14 protein-coding genes and 1 pseudogene are annotated in these 20,362 nt (G+C 51.4%); 14 read left to right on the forward strand and 1 reads right to left on the reverse strand.

Features of this window, described 5'->3' with window-relative positions:
• The first annotated feature begins 113 nt into the window (after window positions 1–113).
• From LA360_RS26325 to fucO, 5 genes are all read left to right on the forward strand, one after another.
• On the forward strand, window positions 114–992 hold the full coding sequence (locus tag LA360_RS26325) for a hypothetical protein (RefSeq protein ID WP_022201366.1): 879 nt from the start codon (window positions 114–116) through the stop codon (window positions 990–992).
• Window positions 993–1,123: 131 nt separating this feature from the next.
• Window positions 1,124–3,400 carry an efflux RND transporter permease subunit gene (locus LA360_RS26330; protein ID WP_022201367.1) on the forward strand — a complete coding sequence of 759 codons (2,277 nt, stop codon included), beginning with the start codon at window positions 1,124–1,126 and terminating at the stop codon, window positions 3,398–3,400.
• A complete protein-coding gene (locus LA360_RS26335; protein WP_112482414.1) occupies window positions 3,384–6,062 on the forward strand; it encodes a methyl-accepting chemotaxis protein in 2,679 nt (892 codons plus the stop codon). The genes LA360_RS26330 and LA360_RS26335 overlap by 17 nt, the downstream gene beginning before the upstream one ends.
• A gap of 153 nt (window positions 6,063–6,215) precedes the next feature.
• Window positions 6,216–6,782 (forward strand): TetR/AcrR family transcriptional regulator C-terminal domain-containing protein, encoded by a 567-nt coding sequence (locus LA360_RS26340; protein ID WP_002588385.1) that lies wholly within the window; start codon window positions 6,216–6,218, stop codon window positions 6,780–6,782.
• Window positions 6,783–7,035: 253 nt separating this feature from the next.
• The gene (gene fucO / locus LA360_RS26345; protein ID WP_022201369.1) at window positions 7,036–8,184 is read left to right on the forward strand and encodes a lactaldehyde reductase; all 1,149 of its coding nucleotides are present in this window, start codon (window positions 7,036–7,038) and stop codon (window positions 8,182–8,184) included.
• A gap of 104 nt (window positions 8,185–8,288) precedes the next feature.
• Here fucO and LA360_RS26350 read toward each other — a convergent pair whose 3' ends face one another.
• Window positions 8,289–9,380 (reverse strand): KamA family radical SAM protein, encoded by a 1,092-nt coding sequence (locus LA360_RS26350; protein ID WP_022201370.1) that lies wholly within the window; start codon window positions 9,378–9,380, stop codon window positions 8,289–8,291.
• A 226-nt stretch (window positions 9,381–9,606) separates the two neighbouring features.
• On the opposite strand from LA360_RS26350, the pseudogene LA360_RS31655 reads away from it, so the two are divergent.
• From LA360_RS31655 to LA360_RS26395, 9 genes and pseudogenes are all read left to right on the forward strand, one after another.
• A pseudogene (locus tag LA360_RS31655) lies at window positions 9,607–10,100 on the forward strand (hypothetical protein).
• 458 nt (window positions 10,101–10,558) lie between these two features.
• Complete coding sequence (locus tag LA360_RS26360) at window positions 10,559–12,223, forward strand: Na/Pi cotransporter family protein (protein ID WP_112482416.1); 1,665 nt, start codon at window positions 10,559–10,561, stop codon at window positions 12,221–12,223.
• Window positions 12,224–12,463: 240 nt separating this feature from the next.
• Complete coding sequence (locus LA360_RS26365) at window positions 12,464–13,594, forward strand: carbohydrate kinase family protein (RefSeq protein ID WP_112482418.1); 1,131 nt, start codon at window positions 12,464–12,466, stop codon at window positions 13,592–13,594.
• A gap of 127 nt (window positions 13,595–13,721) precedes the next feature.
• On the forward strand, window positions 13,722–14,582 hold the full coding sequence (locus LA360_RS26370) for a class II fructose-bisphosphate aldolase (protein WP_112482420.1): 861 nt from the start codon (window positions 13,722–13,724) through the stop codon (window positions 14,580–14,582).
• Window positions 14,583–14,603: 21 nt separating this feature from the next.
• Window positions 14,604–15,299, forward strand: coding sequence for a D-lyxose/D-mannose family sugar isomerase (locus LA360_RS26375; RefSeq protein WP_112482423.1), 696 nt, complete (start codon window positions 14,604–14,606; stop codon window positions 15,297–15,299).
• A gap of 161 nt (window positions 15,300–15,460) precedes the next feature.
• Window positions 15,461–16,579: a sugar ABC transporter substrate-binding protein gene (locus LA360_RS26380; RefSeq protein ID WP_112482425.1), complete on the forward strand. Its 1,119-nt coding sequence runs from the start codon at window positions 15,461–15,463 to the stop codon at window positions 16,577–16,579.
• Between the two features lie 131 nt (window positions 16,580–16,710).
• Window positions 16,711–18,198 (forward strand): sugar ABC transporter ATP-binding protein, encoded by a 1,488-nt coding sequence (locus LA360_RS26385; RefSeq protein WP_112482428.1) that lies wholly within the window; start codon window positions 16,711–16,713, stop codon window positions 18,196–18,198.
• A gap of 18 nt (window positions 18,199–18,216) precedes the next feature.
• Window positions 18,217–19,185, forward strand: a complete 969-nt coding sequence (locus LA360_RS26390) for an ABC transporter permease (RefSeq protein WP_002588396.1) — start codon at window positions 18,217–18,219, stop codon at window positions 19,183–19,185.
• A gap of 226 nt (window positions 19,186–19,411) precedes the next feature.
• A complete protein-coding gene (locus tag LA360_RS26395; RefSeq protein ID WP_002588397.1) occupies window positions 19,412–20,359 on the forward strand; it encodes a sugar ABC transporter substrate-binding protein in 948 nt (315 codons plus the stop codon).
• Window positions 20,360–20,362 lie beyond the last annotated feature (3 nt).

A 20,362-nucleotide genomic window follows, 5' to 3' on the forward strand; every position in this document is an offset into this window, starting at 1 on the left:
TATTATAATCCATTATAGTCAATAAATAAACAAAAGTCAATTAACAAAACGGAAGTTGTTTAACGATATAAAAGATGTATAATAGATATATATAAGGAACGGGGGCAAAGGGTATGAGATATAGAAGATGTGCGGTCATTCTGGCTATGGCGGGAGCTCTATGGGCCCTTGAGGGGGCCGGACCTGTGACGGCTCTGGCGGATGAGCAGGCACAGGTGATGACCGCCTCATTTATTCCTGGCTGGAACCAGGCAGAGGGAAGATGGTATTGGCTGGAACAGGACGGAAATTTACATAGGGGATGGCTCCGGACAGAGGGAAGGTCCTATTATATGGATGAAAACGGGGCCATGGTTACGGGCTGGAGGGAAGTGGACGGCGAATGGTACTACTTCCACGGGGATGGAGGCATGAACCTGGGAGAGCTGATACTGGATAACGGGAAATATGAGTTTTCATCGCAGGGAGCCCTGGTTTCTGCCGGCTGGGTGGAGAATACGGGCGGAGGTGCCTATGATGCGGGATGCTACGACGATATGGCCCAGGATTTATTTGATCAGCTGAATGAGGAAAAGAAGGATTTATACTTTGAGGAATACCCGGACCGTGAGGATGAGTATGACGGCGATATGCACCGTGTCTATGACCGGTATGCGGGCTTCCAAATGGATATGACACTCAACAAGGCGGCGGGCCACAGACTGGACGGAGCCATGGCAGGGGGATATGCGGATGACAGGATTCCCGGCGAAGGTACTGTTAATGATTACCTGTCCGTTATCAACTACAGAAGGAGTGCTTCCTGTCTGGAGCTGTACGTGAGGGACTGTGATGACGCGTCAGAGGCATTTGACAAAATAAAGGAAAAGCTGGATAAGCGTTTCCAGTCAAAGACAGACCGGAAGTATTCCCTGGAATATTACCGCCGCCTGGGGATGGCTCACAGGGAAAAGGACGGAAAACAGTATTTTATGGTGATTCTGATGCGGTAAGCGTAAGGACTTTGCAGCGGAATGCGGAAGCGGAATGCGGAAGCAGAATGCCGGAGCGGAAATGCGCGGCACGGGGCATAAGGCCCGCAGGGCATGGCCGCCGTGGGGCGGAAACATAAGGAGCATGGAGTATGGGACAGAAGCTGTTTGGCAGGATAAAGGACAGAATGCACAGGGTAAAAGGACAGGAGATGCAGGAGGGGGATAAGTTTTCCTTCCGCATGGCCAGGTTTATCATACATAAAAAAGGATGGATTGAGAGTGTCTTTGCGGCAGGGTGTGTTTTCTCCCTGATAGCGATGCTCTTTGTAAATGTGAATTATGACCTGACGGAGTACCTGCCTGCATCGGCCAGGTCCTGTATCGGACTGGACCTGATGGAGGATGAATTCGGCTACCCGGGCACTGCCAGGCTTATGATCAAGGATGTGAGCCTGTATGAGGCAAAGCAGTATAAGGATAAGCTGGAAGCCGTGGATGGGGTGGATCAGATTCTATGGTGCGACAGTACGGTGAATATCTATTCGGGCGAGGATTTTATACGCCAGGAGGATATTAAGGATTACTACAAGGACGGCTGCGCTGTAATGGATATCACCTTTGACCAGGGGGATACGGCAAAGAAGACATCCCAGGCCATTGACGAGATGAAGGCCATTACAGGGGATAAGGGATACTATGTGGGAATGGCGGTACAGAATAAATCCCTGACGGAAAATGTGGAGAGCGAGATGAACCTCATCCTCACGGTTGCCGTCATCATGATATTTGCGGTGCTTTGCATCAGTACCGCCGCCTGGTCCGAACCGTTCCTTTTCCTGCTGGTTATGGGAGTGGCTATTTTGCTGAACAGGGGCACGAATATTTTTATCGGGACAGTCTCGTTCCTGACCAATAATGTGGCTATGGTGCTGCAGCTGGCAACCTCCATGGACTACTCCATTTTCCTGCTGGATGCATTTTCCAGGGAAAAGCAGAAGGGTCTTTCAGAAGAACAGGCCATGATCAATGCCATTGAAGCTGCCATCAATTCCATATTTGCCAGCAGCCTGACTACGGTGGTAGGCTTTCTGGCCCTGGTATCCATGAAGTTCACCATCGGGTTTGATATGGGACTGGTGCTGGCAAAGGGAATTGTGTTCAGCCTTATAACCGTGCTGTTTTTTATGCCGGCCATGATTCTCAAATTTTCCAAGTGGAATGATAAGACCAGGCACCGCCCCTTCCTGCCCTCCTTTCGGAAATTCAGCGAATGGGTCTACAGGGTGCGTTATGCCTCCCTTATCATTATGCTGTTTCTGGCGCCGCCCGCTTATGTGGCCCAGGGAATGAATGATTTCCTGTACGGCAACAGCGCGGTGGGAGCCAGCGAGGGAACTCAGGTCTATAGGGACGACCAGGTAATCTCCCAGGAATTTGGAAGAAGCAATATGATGCTGGCCATGTATCCCAATACTTCAGCCGTAACGGAGAAAGCGATGTCAGATGAGATAGAGGATCTTCCCTATGTAAAAAGTGTGACGTCCATGTCCAATACCCTTCCGGAGGGAATACCTGAGGAATTCCTGCCGTATTCCATTACCAGCGAGCTCCACACAAAGGATTACTGCAGGATGCTCATTTACATACGGACCAAGACAGAGAGCGAACAGGCATTTAAGGGCGCGGATGAAATCCGGGATATTCTGGAGCGGTATTATCCGGAGAATTCCTATCTGGTGGGGGAAACACCCTCAACACAGGATATCAAGACCACTATCACGGCGGATAATTCCAGGGTAAATTTATTGTCCATGCTGGGCGTGTTCCTGGTGGTAATGTTCAGTTTCCGGTCCTTTGCCATACCCATGATTGTAATGGTGCCCATTGAGGCTGCAATTTTTCTCAATATGGCCATGCCGTACCTGGCAGGGGATACCATGGTGTTTATGGGATATATCATAGTGAGCAGCATACAGTTGGGAGCCACAGTGGATTATTCCATCCTGCTGACCAATAATTATGTGTCATGCAGAAAGTCCCTGGAGAAGAAGGAAGCATGTATCCAGGCTTTAATGCTCTCCTGTCCTTCTATTTTTACTTCGGGAACCATTATCATATTGGCGGGATATATCATACATTTCATATCAACGACAGCAGCCATAGGGGACCTGGGCCACCTGATTGGACGGGGGGCGCTGTTCAGCGTGATTCTGGTGCTGACCGTGCTGCCGGCCCTTCTGGTGCTGTTTGACCGCATCATTACCAGCAATGAGTGGGACCGCCTGCAGAAATATCTGAAACAGCGCCATGAAAAGCGCAAAGCCCTGATAAAGGCAGGTTTAGGCGCCATTGTCAACAAGGCGTCCGCATTAAAGCGGACTGATTTAGAACCAGCGGAGGTGGAAAGTGATGAAAATGAAATATAATAGAATCATGGCAGCGGGAATGGTCTTTGTCATGCTTTGCACCGGCACTGGCAGCTTACCCGCGTACGGAGCGGAGGCCTCCGTGGACGTGGATGAAACCATGTATGTGAACCTGGATTATTATGGCAGGGTAGATAAGATTAATGTGGTAAAGGGAGTGGGGCTCAATGGCCGGACCGAGTTTACGGATTACGGGACCTATGAAAATGTGATTAACATGTCTAACAGCATTGAACCTGTGCTGGGGGACGGGACGGTTACATGGCAGCTTCCACAGGCCCAGAGGGGAAGATTTTATTATAAATGCGCTGTGGATAAAGACATAATGGTACTGCCCTGGGACTTTGACGTATCTTATAAGCTGAACGGTGTACCCACGGACGCCGATAAGCTGGCAGGGGCTTCGGGCCTGATTGAAATCAATGTGAAGGCAGAGCCCAATGACAATGCCGGAGCGTATTACCGCAACAACATGATGCTTATGGTGGCTGTGCCTGTGGATATGAGCAAGTGCTACAGTGTGGAGGCGGAGGGTTCCCAGACCCAGAACCTGGGGGATACCACGGCAGTGGTATTTACCGCCCTTCCGGGGGAGGATGGAGATTATACAGTGCGCATCGGCACGGACAGCTTTGAGACCATAGGCGTGATTATGGCCATGGTGCCGGGAACGGTCGAGGATCTGGAACATATCAAGGACCTGAAGGAAGCCAAGGATACATGGCAGGACGCGGGAGATGAGCTTTACGACAGCCTGGAACAGATGGCAAAGTCTGTGGAGAACATGAGGCAGGGCGTGAATCAGGTCCGCCAGGGCATGGATTCAGCGGAGAGCGCCAGACAGAAGTGGAGTAATTCCAAGGACAGCATACTGGCGGGAAATGACCAGACGCTGGCAGCACTTACATCGGTGTCTCAGCAGATGGATACTATGATTCCTCATCTTCAGACAGCCAAGGACTGTGCTGAGGTGGTTCACAGCAGCATGAATGACATTGTCAGCACACTGGGAGACATGCAGGACCCATTAAGAAAACTGCAGACCAGACTTAAGAACATTGAAAACAGCGCAGGCGGTATCAGCAGCGATTTGCCGGAGCTTAAGAAGACCATGGAATCCATTATTGCGCTGGACACCCAGCTTCAGGCATCCCAGGACACACTGCTTACGTATCTCAGCTTGTATAAGAGTTCCAGCGCCAAGGCCAGAAGGCTCTACGACGAGGAACTGGATGAGGAAGAGCTGGAGGACATGGAGGATGTGGATTACGGGGTATCAAATGGCGGAAGCCACTCATCTTCCGGCGGAAGCGGCAGCCAGGAAAATACCCAGAATAATAATCAGGGAAATGACCAGGAAAGCGGAAATTCCGGCAGCAGTACGGATGGAAAAGATAATCCGGATGGGGGTGCCGGCGGAAGCGGAACCGAAGAAGGCAGCGGAGGCGGAAGTACAGACGGAAGCGGAGGCACCAGCGGGACCGGAAGCGGGACCGGGAGCGGAAGTACGGACGGAAGCGGTGGCGTCAGCGGAAGCGAAACCGGGAGCGGAAACGGAAGCGGAAGCACAGCCGGAGGCGGAGGCGCCAGCGGAAGCGGGACCGGGAACGGAAGTGAAAGTGGAAGCGGGACCGGAGGCGCCAGCGGAAGCGAAACCGGGAACGGAAGCGGAAGCATAGCCGGAGGCGGAGGCGTCAGCGGAAGCGGGACCGGGAACGGAAGTGAAAGCGGAAGCACAGCCGGAGAAGGAAATACCGGCGGAAGCCCTGCTGAAAACAGCACTGCCAGCGGAGATACCGGCAGCAGCACCCCGGATACCGGCACTGTCATTAGTTCTGCGAAAAATGCAGGAAATACTGGAAACACCGGCCTGGCAGGAATCTCGGTAACCGCATCCATAGAAAGGAAAAATATTCCTCTGGTAAGCAGTCCCGATCCGCAGGGAGCCGCAAAAGCCATTGAACAGGCTCTGTATGAAAAGGTGGCAGTCCTTCAGGATCTGTCTGCACAGAGCAAATCCCTGACAGACAGGATGTCGAACCTGATGGATGATACGTCTGATTCCGCGAAATACAGCGCCGAGATAGTTGACAATATGGATTATCTGATTGAGGATTTAAAGGCTCTCAATGATTCTCTGGATGTATATTATCCGGACCTCCAGACTGCCCTGGATGACTCCCGGGAGCTGGTGCGGCGCACCACAGATGCCCTCAACAATGGAATCAGTACACTGACCATTATCCAGAACACCCTGAAAGACAGCAGTGACGATTTTGACGCAGCAGCCAGAGACAGCCTGCGCGGCAGCATGGAGCTTCTGGATAAAAGCCTGAATATCCTGGACAGCACTACTGCCATGCGCCAGGCCGGACGTACAATGAAGGATACCATTGACAATGAGCTGGATAAGTTTGATACGGATAACCGCTTCCTGTTTATGGATCCGTCCGCAGACAAGGTATCCTTTACCTCGGACCGGAACAAGCCGCCTAAGACATTGCAGATTGTCATGCGTACCGATGAGATCAGCGTGGATGACGACACGGCCAAGACCGCGGATGCGGAAGTGGCCAAGGCCAAGGAAAGCCCCTTAAAGCGGATGTGGAATGTTCTGGTGCAGATGTGGAAGGCAATGGTAAGCATTTTCAAAAACAGGTAGAAGCGGGACTGAAAATTTGATATACTGTCCATAGAAGCAGCGGGCAGTGCGGCGCGACCATGGCTGCACTGCCTGCCGCCGTGTGGGGATAAGTTACAAAATGACACAGGTACCGGGGCGTTTTTATCCAGTACCTGCCGCAGGAGGAATACCATGGCCGTTACAGGAAAGCAGGAGAAAACAAAATACAGGCTGGCGGAATCCGTCAAGGAGTGCATGAAGGCAGCGCCGGTGGATAAGATTACGGTCAAAAATATTGTGGAGGGGTGCGGCGTGACCCGGCAGACCTTTTACAGGAATTTTCTGGACAAATACGACCTGATAAACTGGTATTTTGACAAGCTGGTGCTTCAGTCCTTTGAACAGATTGGCATGGGGCACACGGTGGGGGAGAGCCTGACCCGGAAGTTTGAGTTCATCCTCAATGAAAAGGTGTTTTTTACAGAGGCGTTCCGGTCCGATGACAGGAATTCATTGAAGGAACATGACTTTGAACTGATTCTCCAGTTTTATACGGACCTGATTGCAAGAAAGACCAGCCAGCCTTTGGGCCAGGAGCTCCAGTTCCTTTTGGAGATGTACTGCCAGGGATCCGTATACATGACTGTGAAGTGGGTTCTGGGAGGCATGAAGGACTCGCCCCGTGAAATGTCTGATAAGCTGGTGGAAGCCATGCCGCCAAAGCTGGCAGAGGTGTTCGGTAAACTGAAGCTTCTCTAAAAGTTCCGGATACCTGCAGCCGCAGCAGAGACTGAAAATGGTGATTATGCATAATTATAAATGGTGAAACTGCACAAACCTTAAAAGAAAGTGACAGACAGGGATGTTTGTCACTTTTATTTTAAAACAGGAGTTGTTATAATATTAACAAAAGCAACTGAGCAAAAGCAACCAAGTAAAAGCAACCAAGCAAATCCACGGACAGTTAAGATGGGTCCGGCGGCGTACAGTCAAAGTAAAGGAGAAGAGAATCATGGCAAACAGAATCGTATTAAACGAGACATCCTATCACGGCGCAGGCGCAATCCAGGAGATTGCAAATGAGGCAAAGGCAAGGGGGTTTAAGAAGGCTTTTGTATGTTCCGACCCTGACCTGATTAAGTTCAATGTAACCTGCAGGGTGATAAAGGTACTGGAGGATGCGGGACTGGCCTACGAGATTTATTCCGATATCAAGCCTAACCCAACCATCGAGAACGTGCAGACCGGAGTTGCGGCTTTCAAGGCATCCGGAGCTGACTATATCATCGCCATTGGCGGCGGTTCCTCCATGGATACCTCCAAGGCAATCGGCGTTATCATTACCAACCCTGAATTCGAGGATGTGAGAAGTCTGGAAGGCGTTGCTCCTACCAAAAATCCGTGTGTGCCGATTATTGCAGTTCCCACCACGGCAGGCACCGCTGCGGAAGTTACCATCAACTATGTTATCACGGATGTGGAGAAAAAGCGTAAATTCGTATGCGTGGATACCCATGATATCCCGGCAGTGGCAGTGGTTGATCCGGAGATGATGTCCTCCATGCCTAAGGGACTGACAGCAGCCACCGGCATGGATGCCCTGACCCATGCAATCGAGGGATATACCACAAAGGGCGCCTGGGAGATGACCGACATGTTTAACTTAAAAGCCATTGAAGTCATTGCCCGCAGCCTGAGGGATGCGGTGGAGAACAAGCCTGAGGGCAGGGAAGGCATGGCTCTGGGCCAGTATCTGACAGGAATGGGATTCTCCAACTGCGGTCTGGGCATTGTACACTCCATGGCTCACGGCCTGGGCGCATTATATGATACCCCACACGGCGTTGCCAATGCCATTATCCTTCCAACCGTCATGGAATACAATGCACCCTGCACAGGAACCAAGTTCAAGGACATTGCTGCTGCCATGGGCGTGGAGGGTGTTGAGAACATGACACAGGAGGAGTACCGTAAGGCAGCAGTGGACGCGGTAAAGAAGCTGTCCGCTGACGTAGGTATCCCGGCCGACTTAAAGGAAATCGTAAAGCCTGAGGACGTGGATTTCCTGTCACAGTCCGCTATGGATGATGCCTGCCGCCCGGGCAATCCAAAGGACCCATCCTTTGAGGATATCAAGAACCTGTATCTGTCACTGATGTAATTACATAGACAGCTGCCCATGGCAGAAGAAAAGCCGCAGGACATGCCCTTATCAGGGGAGTGTCCCGCGGCTTGAAATTTGTCTGAGGTATGGTCAATCCCGCTCTACAGCCACGCCTGTCCCGGTGCCAATGCCTCACTGAATATGCGTCCCAGATCCTTTTCGTATTTTGCCTGATGATATTTAAAAAGCATTTTTCCGCCGGACACAGGGCCCAGTATTTCTATTTTGCCGGTGACATGGGACATGGCGTAGCGGATGCATTTGCCCTGGCCGTTCTGCATGTTCTTAGCCCCTTCCACGATGCGGCAGCCCTCTGTCAGAGGAATCTGGAACTGGCCCTTTACCCCGGATACGGGGCGGCACTGAAAAATGTAATAGGGAATGACGCCGTATCTGGTCAGATCCTTTAACAGGGTTCCGAGTATAGGGATGTCATCGTTGATTCCCTTTAACAGCACAGTCTGGTTCTTTACAATGACACCTGCGTCAATCAGGCACCGGATAGCTCTTACTGCTTCCGGAGTCAGTTCTTTGGAATGGTTGAACTGGGTCACCACGTAGATTTGTTTGATTTTTGTATAGGAGGCCAATATATCCAGAAGTTCCGGGTCATCATAAATCCGCATGGGGAGCACCACAGGGGTGCGGGTGCCGAAACGGATTAAATCCAGATGGCTGATGGAGCTGAATGCTTCCAGATACCGGCGTATGGTTTGGTTGCTGTTCAGAAAGGAATCCCCGCCGGATATGAGCACATTGGTGATTTCAGGGTGGGAACCGATGTAGGCAGTCATCTCGTCCACATTTCCGGCTGTCTCGTCATCGGAGATTCCCACCAGCCGTTTTCTGAAACAGTGCCTGCAATACATGGCGCACCGGTGGGTGGACAGGATGAGTGCTGTCTGGGCGTATTTGTGCTGCAGGCCGGGAAGCACGGTGTTGTCCGCTTCTCCGCTGGTATCAAAGTCGCCTGACAGGTCGGTTTCACGAACAGAGGGTATGGACATCCTGAACACAGGGTCCTGTTCCGGATTGTCCCAGTCAATGAGGGACAGATAGTATTTGGTGACTGTCATGGGAAACCGTTCCAGGATCCGGGTCATGTGTTCCTCCTCCTGGCTGGTAAGTCTCATATACGTTCTCAGTTCCTCGGCGCGTGTTATGTTGTTTCTCAGTGTTTCATTCCAATTCATCTAATCATCCCCTTCATTCATTTTTTTCTATTATAACATCAGGAACAGCAGCCGCTGATGAATAAAAAGTAAAAGTTTTGTAAATATTAGAATATTCGGTAATGCTTTAAAATACTTAAAATAGTATAAAATTTAATCTTTTTTGTATATGGTATTCCCAGGGACTCCATGGTAGAATGAAAGAACCCAAAAGTATTGATGTAAAAAGGAGGAGTGTGTAATATATATGGAAATGCAGATTACAGTGAAGGATAAAAACGATGCGGTAAAGGCAGAGGCCGCGGGCAGGGAACAGGCCGTACTGGCATGGAAGGGCGAATATGAGGAGGGGGATAAGATTATATTTTCCTTTCCGGAAAAGAACCGCTTCTATATCATACGGGTGGATGATACCATGGATGAGGCGTTCATCTATGGGGCCGGGGATGTGCTGGTCTATGAGGTCCCCTTTGGGGAGGGCAAGACATCCTATAATCCCAAGTCTTTAGGGCTGACTTCCCTCACGACAACTGGTGGAAAAAGGTGACATTTACTTTTTCCGACGGAACCTCTGAGACAGTGGAGCTTGAAAAGAGCGTTGAACCCCATATCATCCGTCTGGAGCGCAGGGGTATCACATGGCTTACCTTCGGGCAGCTTATCAAGGCAGACGACCCTTCTCCTTTCCCCGCTCTGACACAGATCGAGGTCTACGGCCGCGAGCATGAGTCCGCGCTTTAAAGTGCGGCCGGGTCATGGGATGTGCGGGCATTGTATAATAACAGGAAAAATATATGCTCAATAATTGGATAATATTGCGGTTCCGTCCCGGAGATATTTGTAAATATATGTATTTCCGGGAGAGATTTTACACATAATTTACATAGACTTTACATTACTGGCGGGAAAGAATATTGACGACATATGAAATATCCCGTATAATGAGTATGTGTAAAGAAGTTGTAAAAAAATCGTAAATAATCAGGAAAAGAGGCTATAGATATCATGGGAAACGCCCTGTGTGACGGATGCCGCAAGAATATGATAAAGGAGGCATAACCTGCGATCGTTTGTTTGGGATGGCGGGCTATGCCATATTTTTGCCCATTTTTACCCGGAATCATTACGGGACACACGGGATTATCCATAAAGTGATAATATGGTAAGAGCTTATTTCCTCGGACAAAAGGAGAAAACACATGGGAGTAGAATTGGTTTTAAGCCTGCTGGGGGGCCTGGCCCTGTTCATGTACGGCATGCAGATGATGAGCACCAATCTGGAGGCTGTGGCTGGAAACCGTATGAAGCAGATACTGGAGCGCCTTACGGCAAACCGTTTTCTGGGAGTGCTGGTTGGCGCCGGAATAACGGCCCTGATTCAGTCGTCTTCAGCAACAACCGTCATGACCGTTGGATTTGTCAACTCAGGTCTAATGACACTTAAGCAGGCTGTATGGATTATCATGGGTGCCAATGTGGGCACCACCATTACGGGACAGCTTATTGCCCTGGACATAGGAGTCCTGGCCCCGCTCATCGCCTTTGTGGGCGTCATGTCCCTGATTTTCTCGAAAAATAAAAAGGTACAGCATGTGGGAGGTATTATCGCCGGTATCGGTGTCCTGTTCATCGGCATGGGCATGATGAGCGATGCCATGGTTCCACTGAGGGATTCTGAGACCTTCATCCATATGGTGACCAAATTTTCCAATCCTCTTCTGGGAATCCTGGTGGGAGCGGTATTCACAGCCATCATCCAGTCCTCGTCCGCGTCTGTGGGTATTCTTCAGGCCCTGGCCATGGGCGGCGTCATCAACCTTCACAGTGCGGTGTTCGTGCTGTTCGGCCAGAATATCGGCACCTGTATCACGGCGCTTCTGGCTTCCGTGGGAACCAGCCGCAATGCAAAGCGCACCACGCTGATTCACCTGATGTTCAACGTGATTGGTACGGCGCTGTTTGTGACCCTGTGCATCCTGACTCCGTTTACGGACTTCGTGGTAAGCCTGACTCCGGATAATCCGGTGGCGCAGATTGCAAATGTCCATACCATTTTCAATATCAGCACGACCATCATTCTCCTGCCCTTTGGAGCGCTTCTGGAGAAGATTGCCATTGCAATTCTTCCGGATAAGGCAGTGCCTGTAATGGATGCGGACCAGTGGTTTGAGGGACTTATGGCCTCCAAGCACCACCTTGGTATCTCCACCATCGCTATTAACCAGATTCATGATGAGATTAAGGGGATGCTGGCAACAGCGGCAGAGAACGTATCCCAGAGCTTCAAGGCAGTGGAGGATGGTGCTTCGGAGGGAATCCAGGCCATAGCAGACCGGGAAGAGGAGATTGATTTAAGCAATATGAGGCTGTCCCGGAAGATTTCCAAGATCCTTGTGCTGGACCAGACGCCCAAGGATATTGACACTCTGAACAGGATGTATACCATTCTGGGGAATATTGAGCGAATCGGTGACCATGCCATGAACCTGGCGGAGTATGCCGAAACCATAGAGGAAAAAGGACTTAAGTTTTCCAATTACGCAAAGAAGGAATTCGCTGTTATGGAGGAAACCTGCCGGGAAGGCATGGAGCTTCTGATGGCGGCAGCTGCCGGGGACACCCAGTCTCCCTTACTTAAGGTGGCTGAGATTGAACAGCGGATTGACGATATAACCCGTAAGTTCCGTCAGAACCAGATTGACCGCATGCGGGAGGGAAACTGCAACGTGGAGTCCTCCATCCTGTATTCGGAAATGCTGACTGACTACGAGCGAATCGGCGACCATATGCTGAACATCGCCCAGGCATATGATGCCATAGAGTGGTCCGGGGACAGGGGACAGACAGCGGCGGCAATCGCGTGAGCTGTGTGATTGAAGCATGGAATCCGCATGTACCATTTGAATATGTATGTACCGGTTAAATAAATGGTTTACCAGGCCCTGGGGGCGCTGTGAATATCACGGCCCTCAGGGCCTTTTTTGTGTTGTGCAATATGTACATGACAAATGTCACATTAAATATTACCTATGTAATAATTGCACACAAACCATTGGATTTATTTTTAAAAACTGCTATGATTGGGTGCGGAAGGGGGAAGTAAGATGGGAGAAGGAAATAAAAAGATAGCAGTGGCCGGGCATATTTCCCTGGACATTACGCCGGTTTTCCAAAACAGCGGGAGGCAGAAGCTCTCTGAACTGTTTCAGCCGGGAAAGCTGCTTAAAGTGGGAAAGGCCATGATGTGTACAGGAGGCGCTGTTTCCAACACTGGTCTGGGGCTCAAACGTCTGGGAGCGGACGTGGTCCTGATGGCCAAAATAGGCGATGATTATTTCGGAAATGCTCTGAAGGACATGATAAGCGCACACGGCTGTGAGTCCTGCATCAGCCAGGTTCCGGGAGAGAATACGTCCTATACCATTGTTCTGGCGCCTAAGGGACTGGACCGGTTTTTTCTTCACGATCCGGGCTGCAATGATACCTTTGGCTACGCAGACGTGGACTTTGGGAAAGTGGGGGAAGCGGCGCATTTTCATTTTGGTTATCCTCCAATCATGCGCAGGTTCTATCTGGATGACGGGGAGGAACTGGTAAGGCTTTTTAAGAAGGTAAAATCCATGGGGCTTACCACATCCCTGGACCTGGTGGCGGTGGACCCGGATTCCGAAGCAGCGGACATGGACTGGGCAAAGATACTGGAACGGGTGCTGCCCTATGTGGATTTCTTTGCGCCGAGTATTGAGGAGCTGGGATACATGCTGGACCGCCCTTTGTACTGTAAATGGCAGGAGACGGCAGGAGACGGGGATGTCACGGGCATATTGTCCTTTAAGGAGGATGTGAAGCCGTTGGCTGCCAGAGCGCTGTCCATGGGGACCCGGTGCGTTCTTCTGAAATGCGGGGCAGCGGGCATGTACCTGAAGACAGCACCTGAGCCGGTGTGGAAGGAGGTCCTGCCGGGATTTACAGGATGGAATGACATCAGCCATTTTGAGGACAGCTATGTGCCGGACTGCATCCTGTCGGGGACTGGAGCAGGGGATACCAGTATAGCCGCCTTCATAAAGGCCATGCTGGACGGCTGTGAGCCACTTGAATGCGCGCGGCTGGCAGCTGCCACGGGAGCCTCCTGCGTCACGGCCTACGACGCCCTGAGCGGCCTGCTGCCCTTTGAGGAGCTGAGGCAGAAGATGGAGGCGGGATGGGAGAAGCAGAGCATCATCCGTCCGTGACATAGAAAATAACGCCTCTGTGACGAAAAAGGGAATGTTCACCAGGGCAAAGCCAAGGATGCTTCCGTAAGAGACAGTAAAACCACGTATGTCCCGGCGCAGGCCGGAGGAAAGGAGAATATATAATATGTTAGTTTCAATGAAAGCGGTCTTAGACCTGGCAGATGCAAAAAAGATAGCAGTGGGCGCCTTCAACATCACATCCCTGGAGGGAATTCAGGCCGTATTAGGGGCGGCCGAGGAGCTGGGCCAGCCGGTCATCCTGCAGTTTGCGCCGGTCCACGAGTCCGTTATCCCTCTTAAGGTCATCGGGCCCGTGATGGTGATGATGGCAGAGAAATCCTCTGTGCCCGTATGCGTCCATCTGGACCACGGCGATAAGCTGGAAATCCTACAGGAAGCTCTGGAAATGGGATTTACCTCAGTGATGTACGACGGTTCCGTTCTGCCATTTGAGGAAAATGCGGCAAACACAAAGATTGCGGTGGAAATGGCCGGAAACTGGGGCGCTTCCGTGGAGGCTGAGATTGGAGCCATGGGAAGGCAGGAATTCTCAAGCGTGGGAGAAGGCGAAGAGGGGGAGGCTGTGGAGAGCTGCTATACGGACCCGGAACAGGCCCGGGCTTTTACCGCGCTTACCGGGATAGATGCCCTGGCCTGCTCATTCGGCACCGTGCACGGGCTGTATCTGACCACTCCCAAGCTGGATTTTGACAGGATACACAGGATTCGGGAAAGCATTGGTATTCCCATTGTGATGCACGGCGGCTCCGGGGTCAGCGACGAAGATTTTAAGAAATGCATTGCCAACGGGGTCAGGAAAATCAATTACTACACCTACCTGGCCAAGGCGGGCGGCATGTATGTAAAAGAAAAATGCGCGGATGCGGGGGAATATGTATTTTTCCACGATGTGACCCAGTGGGCGGTCCAGGCCATGAAGGAGGATGTGCTCCACACAATCAAGGTGTTCTCGCATCTGGAGTAAGGCGGCAAAGGAGGAAAGGCCATGAAACGTTCGGAAATCAACAGGGCACTGAGGGACATGGAAAAAATGATTGACAGATGCTCCTTTAAACTGCCCCCATTCTGCTATTTTACACCGGAAGAGTGGAAGGAGAAGGGACGCGAATACGATGAGGTCCGGGATAACATGCTGGGGTGGGATATCACGGATTTTGGAATGGGGGATTTTGACAGGGTGGGCTTCTCCCTTATCACCCTGAGAAACGGCAATGTGTCCATGGATAAGTACACAAAACCCTATGCGGAAAAGCTGCTGTACATGAAGGAAGGGCAGTCTGCCGCCATGCATTTCCACTGGAATAAGATGGAGGACATCATCAACAGGGGAGGGGGAAATGTGCTCATAGGCGTATATAATGCCGGCAAAGAGGAAGGTCTGGCCGATACGGATGTGCTGATACACAGTGACGGACGGGAGTATACGGTTCCCGCGGGAACGCAGATACGTCTGCGCCCCGGGGAGAGCATTACCATCCAGCCCTACTTGTATCACGATTTCCATTTGGAGCCGGGCACGGGGCCCGTGCTGTTGGGAGAGGTATCCATGTGCAATGACGATAACCGGGACAACCGGTTCTATCTGCCGGCAGGCCGTTTTCCGGTCATAGAGGAGGATGAGCCGCCTATCCGTTTGCTGTGCAATGAGTATCCCCCCGCGGACAGTTGTGCAAAACGATGAAAATTTACGGCGTCAGAATGGAAAACAGCAAAAGTGATGATGAAAGATATGACAAATGTCATATAAAAATGATTACATTGTGCACATGTGTTAAAAAGAAAAGAATGGTAAGATTTGATTACGGCAAAAACAACAAAACATTTTGTAAAAGGAGGTAACTTATGAAAAAAAGTACTAAGAAGCTGTTGGCAGTCATGATGTGCGCGGCAATGGCAGGTTCTGCCCTGGCAGGGTGCAGCAGCGGGGACTCCCAGACAACGGCCGCCGCCGCAGAGGCGCCAACCCAGGCCCAGACCACAGAGGAAGCCAAGGAGGCGGCCGCTGAACCTGAGAAGGCAGAGGAGAGCAAGGAAGGCACAGAGGCGGCAGCGCCGGCAGCGGCCGATATGGCGTCTGCTGATGTGAAGAAGAAGGACCCGGACAAGCATTACAAATTCGGCTATACCTGTATGGACGGAACCAACCCGTTCTTTGTCACCATTGAGAAAAGAATGAGGGAAATGGCTGAGGCCAACGGCGATGAGCTGATTGCGGTGGATCCTGCCAATGATGTTACGCTTCAGATTACCCAGGTAGAGGACCTGATTTCCCAGAACATTGATGCCATGTTCATGAATCCGGCGGAGGCGGAAGGAATCCTTCCGGCCCTGGACCAGCTTAAGGAAGCAGGAATCCCCATCGTTGGATTTGACACGGAGGTGGCGGATATGTCCTACCTGATTTCCTATACCGGATCCGATAACTATAACGCAGGCAAGGTTTGCGGCGAGGACCTTGTAAAGAAATGCCCGGACGGCGGGGACATCATTGTACTGGATTCTCCTACCATGAATTCCGTTACGGACAGAACCAACGGATTTTTAGACGCAATTGAAGGAAAAGGCTTTAATATCGTTGCACAGCAGGATGCCAAAGGCAATCTGGAAGTATCCATGGGTATTGCGGAGGATCTGCTGCAGGCTCACGGCGATGTGGTCGCTATTTTCGGCGGCAATGACCCCACCGCACTGGGAGCACTGGCAGCAGCCAACGCGGCCGGTCTTACAGACTGTATGATTTACGGTGTGGACGGCTCTCCTGACATCAAGGCAGAGATGGCTTCCGGGGAATCCCTGATTGAAGGAAGCGGCGCACAGTCTCCCGTTAAGATTGCACAGTCCGCGGTGAATATTATGTATACATACTTAAACGGCGATAAGGTCGAATCAAGATATCCGGTAGAAACCTTCCTTATTACATCAGAAAATGTAGATAAGTATGGCACAGATGGATGGCAGTAAGAGATTAGTCTGAAAAAGTGCTGGGCCCCTGCGGGGGCCAGGCACTTTTTATCTGGCAGGACAAAAACAGAAAAGTACGGCAGGAAACTCTGTCAGGAACCATATGAATAGAAGAACAGGCAGGTGAGATTATGAGTGAAACAGTTCTGCTTCAAATGAAGAACATCCACAAATCATTTCCGGGAGTCAAGGCGCTTCAGGGGGTGGACCTGGAACTGAGGGCCGGCGAGGTCCACGCATTGCTCGGTGAAAACGGGGCAGGTAAATCCACGCTGATTAAGGTTCTGGGCGGCATCTACACCGCAGAAGAGGGCGAGATTTTTATTGACGGAAAAAAGGTAACCATTGACGGGGTAAATGCATCTCACAGCAACGGAATTTCCATTATCCATCAGGAATTGGTACTGGTGCCTCACATGACTGTGGCGGAAAATATCTTTCTTGGCAGGGAGCCGTCAAAGGGGCTTTGGGTCAGCCATGAGACCATGGAAAAGGAAGCCCAGCAGCTTCTGGACACATATCACATGAGCATTGACGCGGGGGCGCTGGTCAAGGACCTTACCATTGCCCAGCAGCAGATGGTGGAAATCGTCAAGGCTATTTCCTATCATTCCAGGATTCTCGTGATGGACGAGCCCACTTCATCCATATCCGACAAGGAAGTGGAATTTCTGTTCAGCACCATGCGGGAGCTCACAAAAAAGGGCGTGGGAATCATATATATATCCCATAAGATGGACGAGCTGGAGCAGATCTGCGACCGGGTAACCGTGCTGAGAGACGGAACCTATGTGGGAACCGAGAGGGTAAAGGATACCACAAGGGACCATCTCATTGCCATGATGGTGGGCCGGGAGCTGACCAAGTATTACACCAGGGATTACATGGAGCCCGGCAGGGTTGTTTTAAAATGTGAAAACATTGCAGACGGAAAGATGGTCAAAGGTGCCAGCTTTGAACTGCGTGAAGGGGAAATCATTGGTTTTGCGGGGCTGGTAGGCGCCGGAAGAAGCGAGACCATGAAGTGTATCTTCGGACTGACGTCCGGCTGCACGGGCGACATCAGTGTGGAAGGAAAGAAGGCGGCTATTAAATCGCCCATTGATGCCATGAAGTTCGGTATTGCCCTGGTGCCTGAGGACCGGAAGCAGGAGGGACTGTATAAGGTTCAGAGCGTCCGGTTCAACTCCACCATCGAGGTGCTGAAAAGCTTTATAAAGGGCATATGGGTGGATGCAGACAAGGAGGAGGAGATTACCAGGCAGTATATCGAGATGATGGATACCAAGACTCCCTCCCAGGAACAGCTTATCGGGAATCTGTCCGGCGGCAACCAGCAGAAGGTAATGATTGGAAGATGGCTGGCCACGGCCCCTAAGATACTGATTCTGGACGAGCCCACCAGAGGCGTGGACGTGGGCGCCAAATCTGAGATATACGCAATTATGAATGAGCTGGTGAAGAAAGGCGTGTCCATCATCATGATATCGTCAGAACTGCCTGAAATTCTCAACATGAGCGACCGGGTTTATGTCATGTGCGACGGCCGGATAACCGGGTGCTTCAGCCATGAGGAATGCGTCACCCAGGAACAAATCATGAAGCTGGCAGCAAAGTAAGAAAAGGGGGAAAGTCAAATGACAACCAGATTGCAGAAAAATGTAAAACAATATTTCAAGGATAATATCGGCATCATCGGGGCCCTGCTTATTTTGTGTATTTTCTTATCCGTGTTCCCAAAAACCAGCGGCTCCTTTCTGACCCAGAAAAATATATTCAACGTACTGAGACAGATATCGTCCAACCTGTTCCTGGCCTGCGGCATGACCATGGTCATCATCCTGGGGGGAATTGATTTGTCCGTGGGATCCATCATCGCCCTTTCAGGCTGCTTTGCAGCCGGCTGCGTGTCGCGTTACGGCCTTCCCATAGCAGTGGGCGTTCTGGGCGGCGTACTGGTGGGCACCGTGGTGGGCATGATTAACGGCGTGGTCATATCAAAGACAACCATACCGCCGTTTATCGTGACCCTGGCCACCATGAATGTCGCAAAGGGACTGGCCTATGTATATACAGGCGGCTCACCCGTGCGGGTGGTAACAAAGGAATGGCAGTTTTTAGGAGCCGGGTACGTGGGCGGAGTCCCCACTCCAGTCATACTTCTGGCAGTGGTGCTGATTATCACGGCCATTATCATGAATAAGACAAAGCTGGGGCGCCATATCTACGCGGTGGGCGGCAATTCCCAGGCAGCCAGATTCTCAGGCATCAGTACGGCAAAGGTAAAATTCCTGGTACATACCTATTCGGGAATCATGGCAGGACTTGCGGGCGTGGTGCTGGCATCCCGTATGTATTCCGGCCAGCCCACGGCAGGAGACGGAGCCGAAATGGACGCCATTGCGGCCGTTGTGGTGGGCGGTACCTCCATGGCAGGCGGCTCCGGCAAAATCGGCGGCACCATCATAGGCGGCCTGATTATCGGCGTGCTGAACAACGGCCTGAATCTGCTGAATGTCAATTCCTTCTGGCAGTACGTTGTAAAGGGAACCGTTATTCTCCTGGCTGTTTTTGTGGATTACCTAAGAAACAAAAAGGCGGAATAAAGCCTGGTTTACGGCAAAAGCGTTTCACGGCAGTGGGGCGCTTTTTGTCGAAGTCAAAGTTTTGCAAAAAGTTCCTATGAAATATTACAGATGCGCCTGTTTGCGGTATAATGGGAAAGGACCGGGCCGGGGATATGACCAGGCAGCCGGGAAATGAAGGCAAGGAAATGAAGGCAAGGAAATGAAGGCAAGGAAATGAAGGCAAGGATAGAGAGGCGGGAACCAGATGAAGATAGGGACAGGTTTGTTAATCCTGACAGCGGGCATTATGCTCCTGCTGGAGGGCTGCGGCCATGCGGACGGGAGCGGGCGCCAGCATGAGGCCAGGCTGTTCGGGGCCACCTATATGACCAGGAATAATCCGTATTTTGATGTACTCAATGAGGGGATTGAAGAGGTGGTGGAAGCCAACGGCGATATCCTTCTCACCCGGGACCCCCTTCAGGACCAGGAAAAGCAGAACGAGCAGATTCAGGAGATGATAGACGAGGGCATCCAGATGCTGTTTTTAAATCCCGTGGACTGGGAAAAGGTACAGCCGGCCCTGGATGCATGCAGAGAGGCAGGAGTCGGCATCATCAATGTGGATACGGTGGTGAAGGACAGGGATTCCGTGATTTCCATTATTGAGACGGATAACTACCAGGCAGGCCAGCTCTGCGCCCTGGATATGATGAAACGAAAGGACAAGGCTAAAATCGTCATCCTCAACAATCCCATACAGACCTCCATTACCAATAGGGAACAGGGCTTTCTGGACACCATAGCGGACAATGACAATTACCAGGTGGTATACAGGGAAGCTGCGGCAGGCGAGATTGAGGTGTCCTCCCATGTGATGGCCGACCTCCTGCGCCGGGACATCAGCTTTGACGTGATTTTGGGAGGCAATGACCCCACGGCCCTGGGCGCTCTGGCAGCCCTGCAGCAGGCCAGGAGGGAGGAGGGCGTCCTGATTTACGGAATTGACGGCTCTCCGGATTTCAAGGCAATTCTGGATGTGGGCTATGTGACAGGAACCAGCGCCCAGAGCCCAAGGTCCATAGGCAGGAAGGCGGCTGAGACCGCGTACCGATACCTGGACGGGGATCCGGTGGAGAAATACATAAGCCTGCCCAGCACCATGATTACGAGGGACAATCTCCATGAGTTTGAGATAGACGGGTGGCAGTGAGTA

It is taken from the genome of Enterocloster clostridioformis, assembly GCF_020297485.1.
Lineage (GTDB): Bacteria > Bacillota > Clostridia > Lachnospirales > Lachnospiraceae > Enterocloster > Enterocloster clostridioformis.

Coding starts and splice junctions, on each gene's coding strand:
- LA360_RS26375 (WP_112482423.1), top strand. CDS start 14,604: ATGAAACGTTCGGAAATCAACAGGGCACTGAGGGACATGGAAAAAATG.
- LA360_RS26370 (WP_112482420.1), top strand. CDS start 13,722: ATGTTAGTTTCAATGAAAGCGGTCTTAGACCTGGCAGATGCAAAAAAG.
- LA360_RS26365 (WP_112482418.1), top strand. CDS start 12,464: ATGGGAGAAGGAAATAAAAAGATAGCAGTGGCCGGGCATATTTCCCTG.
- LA360_RS26340 (WP_002588385.1), top strand. CDS start 6,216: ATGGCCGTTACAGGAAAGCAGGAGAAAACAAAATACAGGCTGGCGGAA.
- LA360_RS26380 (WP_112482425.1), top strand. CDS start 15,461: ATGAAAAAAAGTACTAAGAAGCTGTTGGCAGTCATGATGTGCGCGGCA.
- LA360_RS26390 (WP_002588396.1), top strand. CDS start 18,217: ATGACAACCAGATTGCAGAAAAATGTAAAACAATATTTCAAGGATAAT.
- LA360_RS26325 (WP_022201366.1), top strand. CDS start 114: ATGAGATATAGAAGATGTGCGGTCATTCTGGCTATGGCGGGAGCTCTA.
- LA360_RS26335 (WP_112482414.1), top strand. CDS start 3,384: ATGAAAATGAAATATAATAGAATCATGGCAGCGGGAATGGTCTTTGTC.
- LA360_RS26385 (WP_112482428.1), top strand. CDS start 16,711: ATGAGTGAAACAGTTCTGCTTCAAATGAAGAACATCCACAAATCATTT.
- LA360_RS26360 (WP_112482416.1), top strand. CDS start 10,559: ATGGGAGTAGAATTGGTTTTAAGCCTGCTGGGGGGCCTGGCCCTGTTC.
- LA360_RS26330 (WP_022201367.1), top strand. CDS start 1,124: ATGGGACAGAAGCTGTTTGGCAGGATAAAGGACAGAATGCACAGGGTA.
- LA360_RS26395 (WP_002588397.1), top strand. CDS start 19,412: ATGAAGATAGGGACAGGTTTGTTAATCCTGACAGCGGGCATTATGCTC.
- LA360_RS26350 (WP_022201370.1), bottom strand. CDS start 9,380: ATGAATTGGAATGAAACACTGAGAAACAACATAACACGCGCCGAGGAA.
- fucO (WP_022201369.1), top strand. CDS start 7,036: ATGGCAAACAGAATCGTATTAAACGAGACATCCTATCACGGCGCAGGC.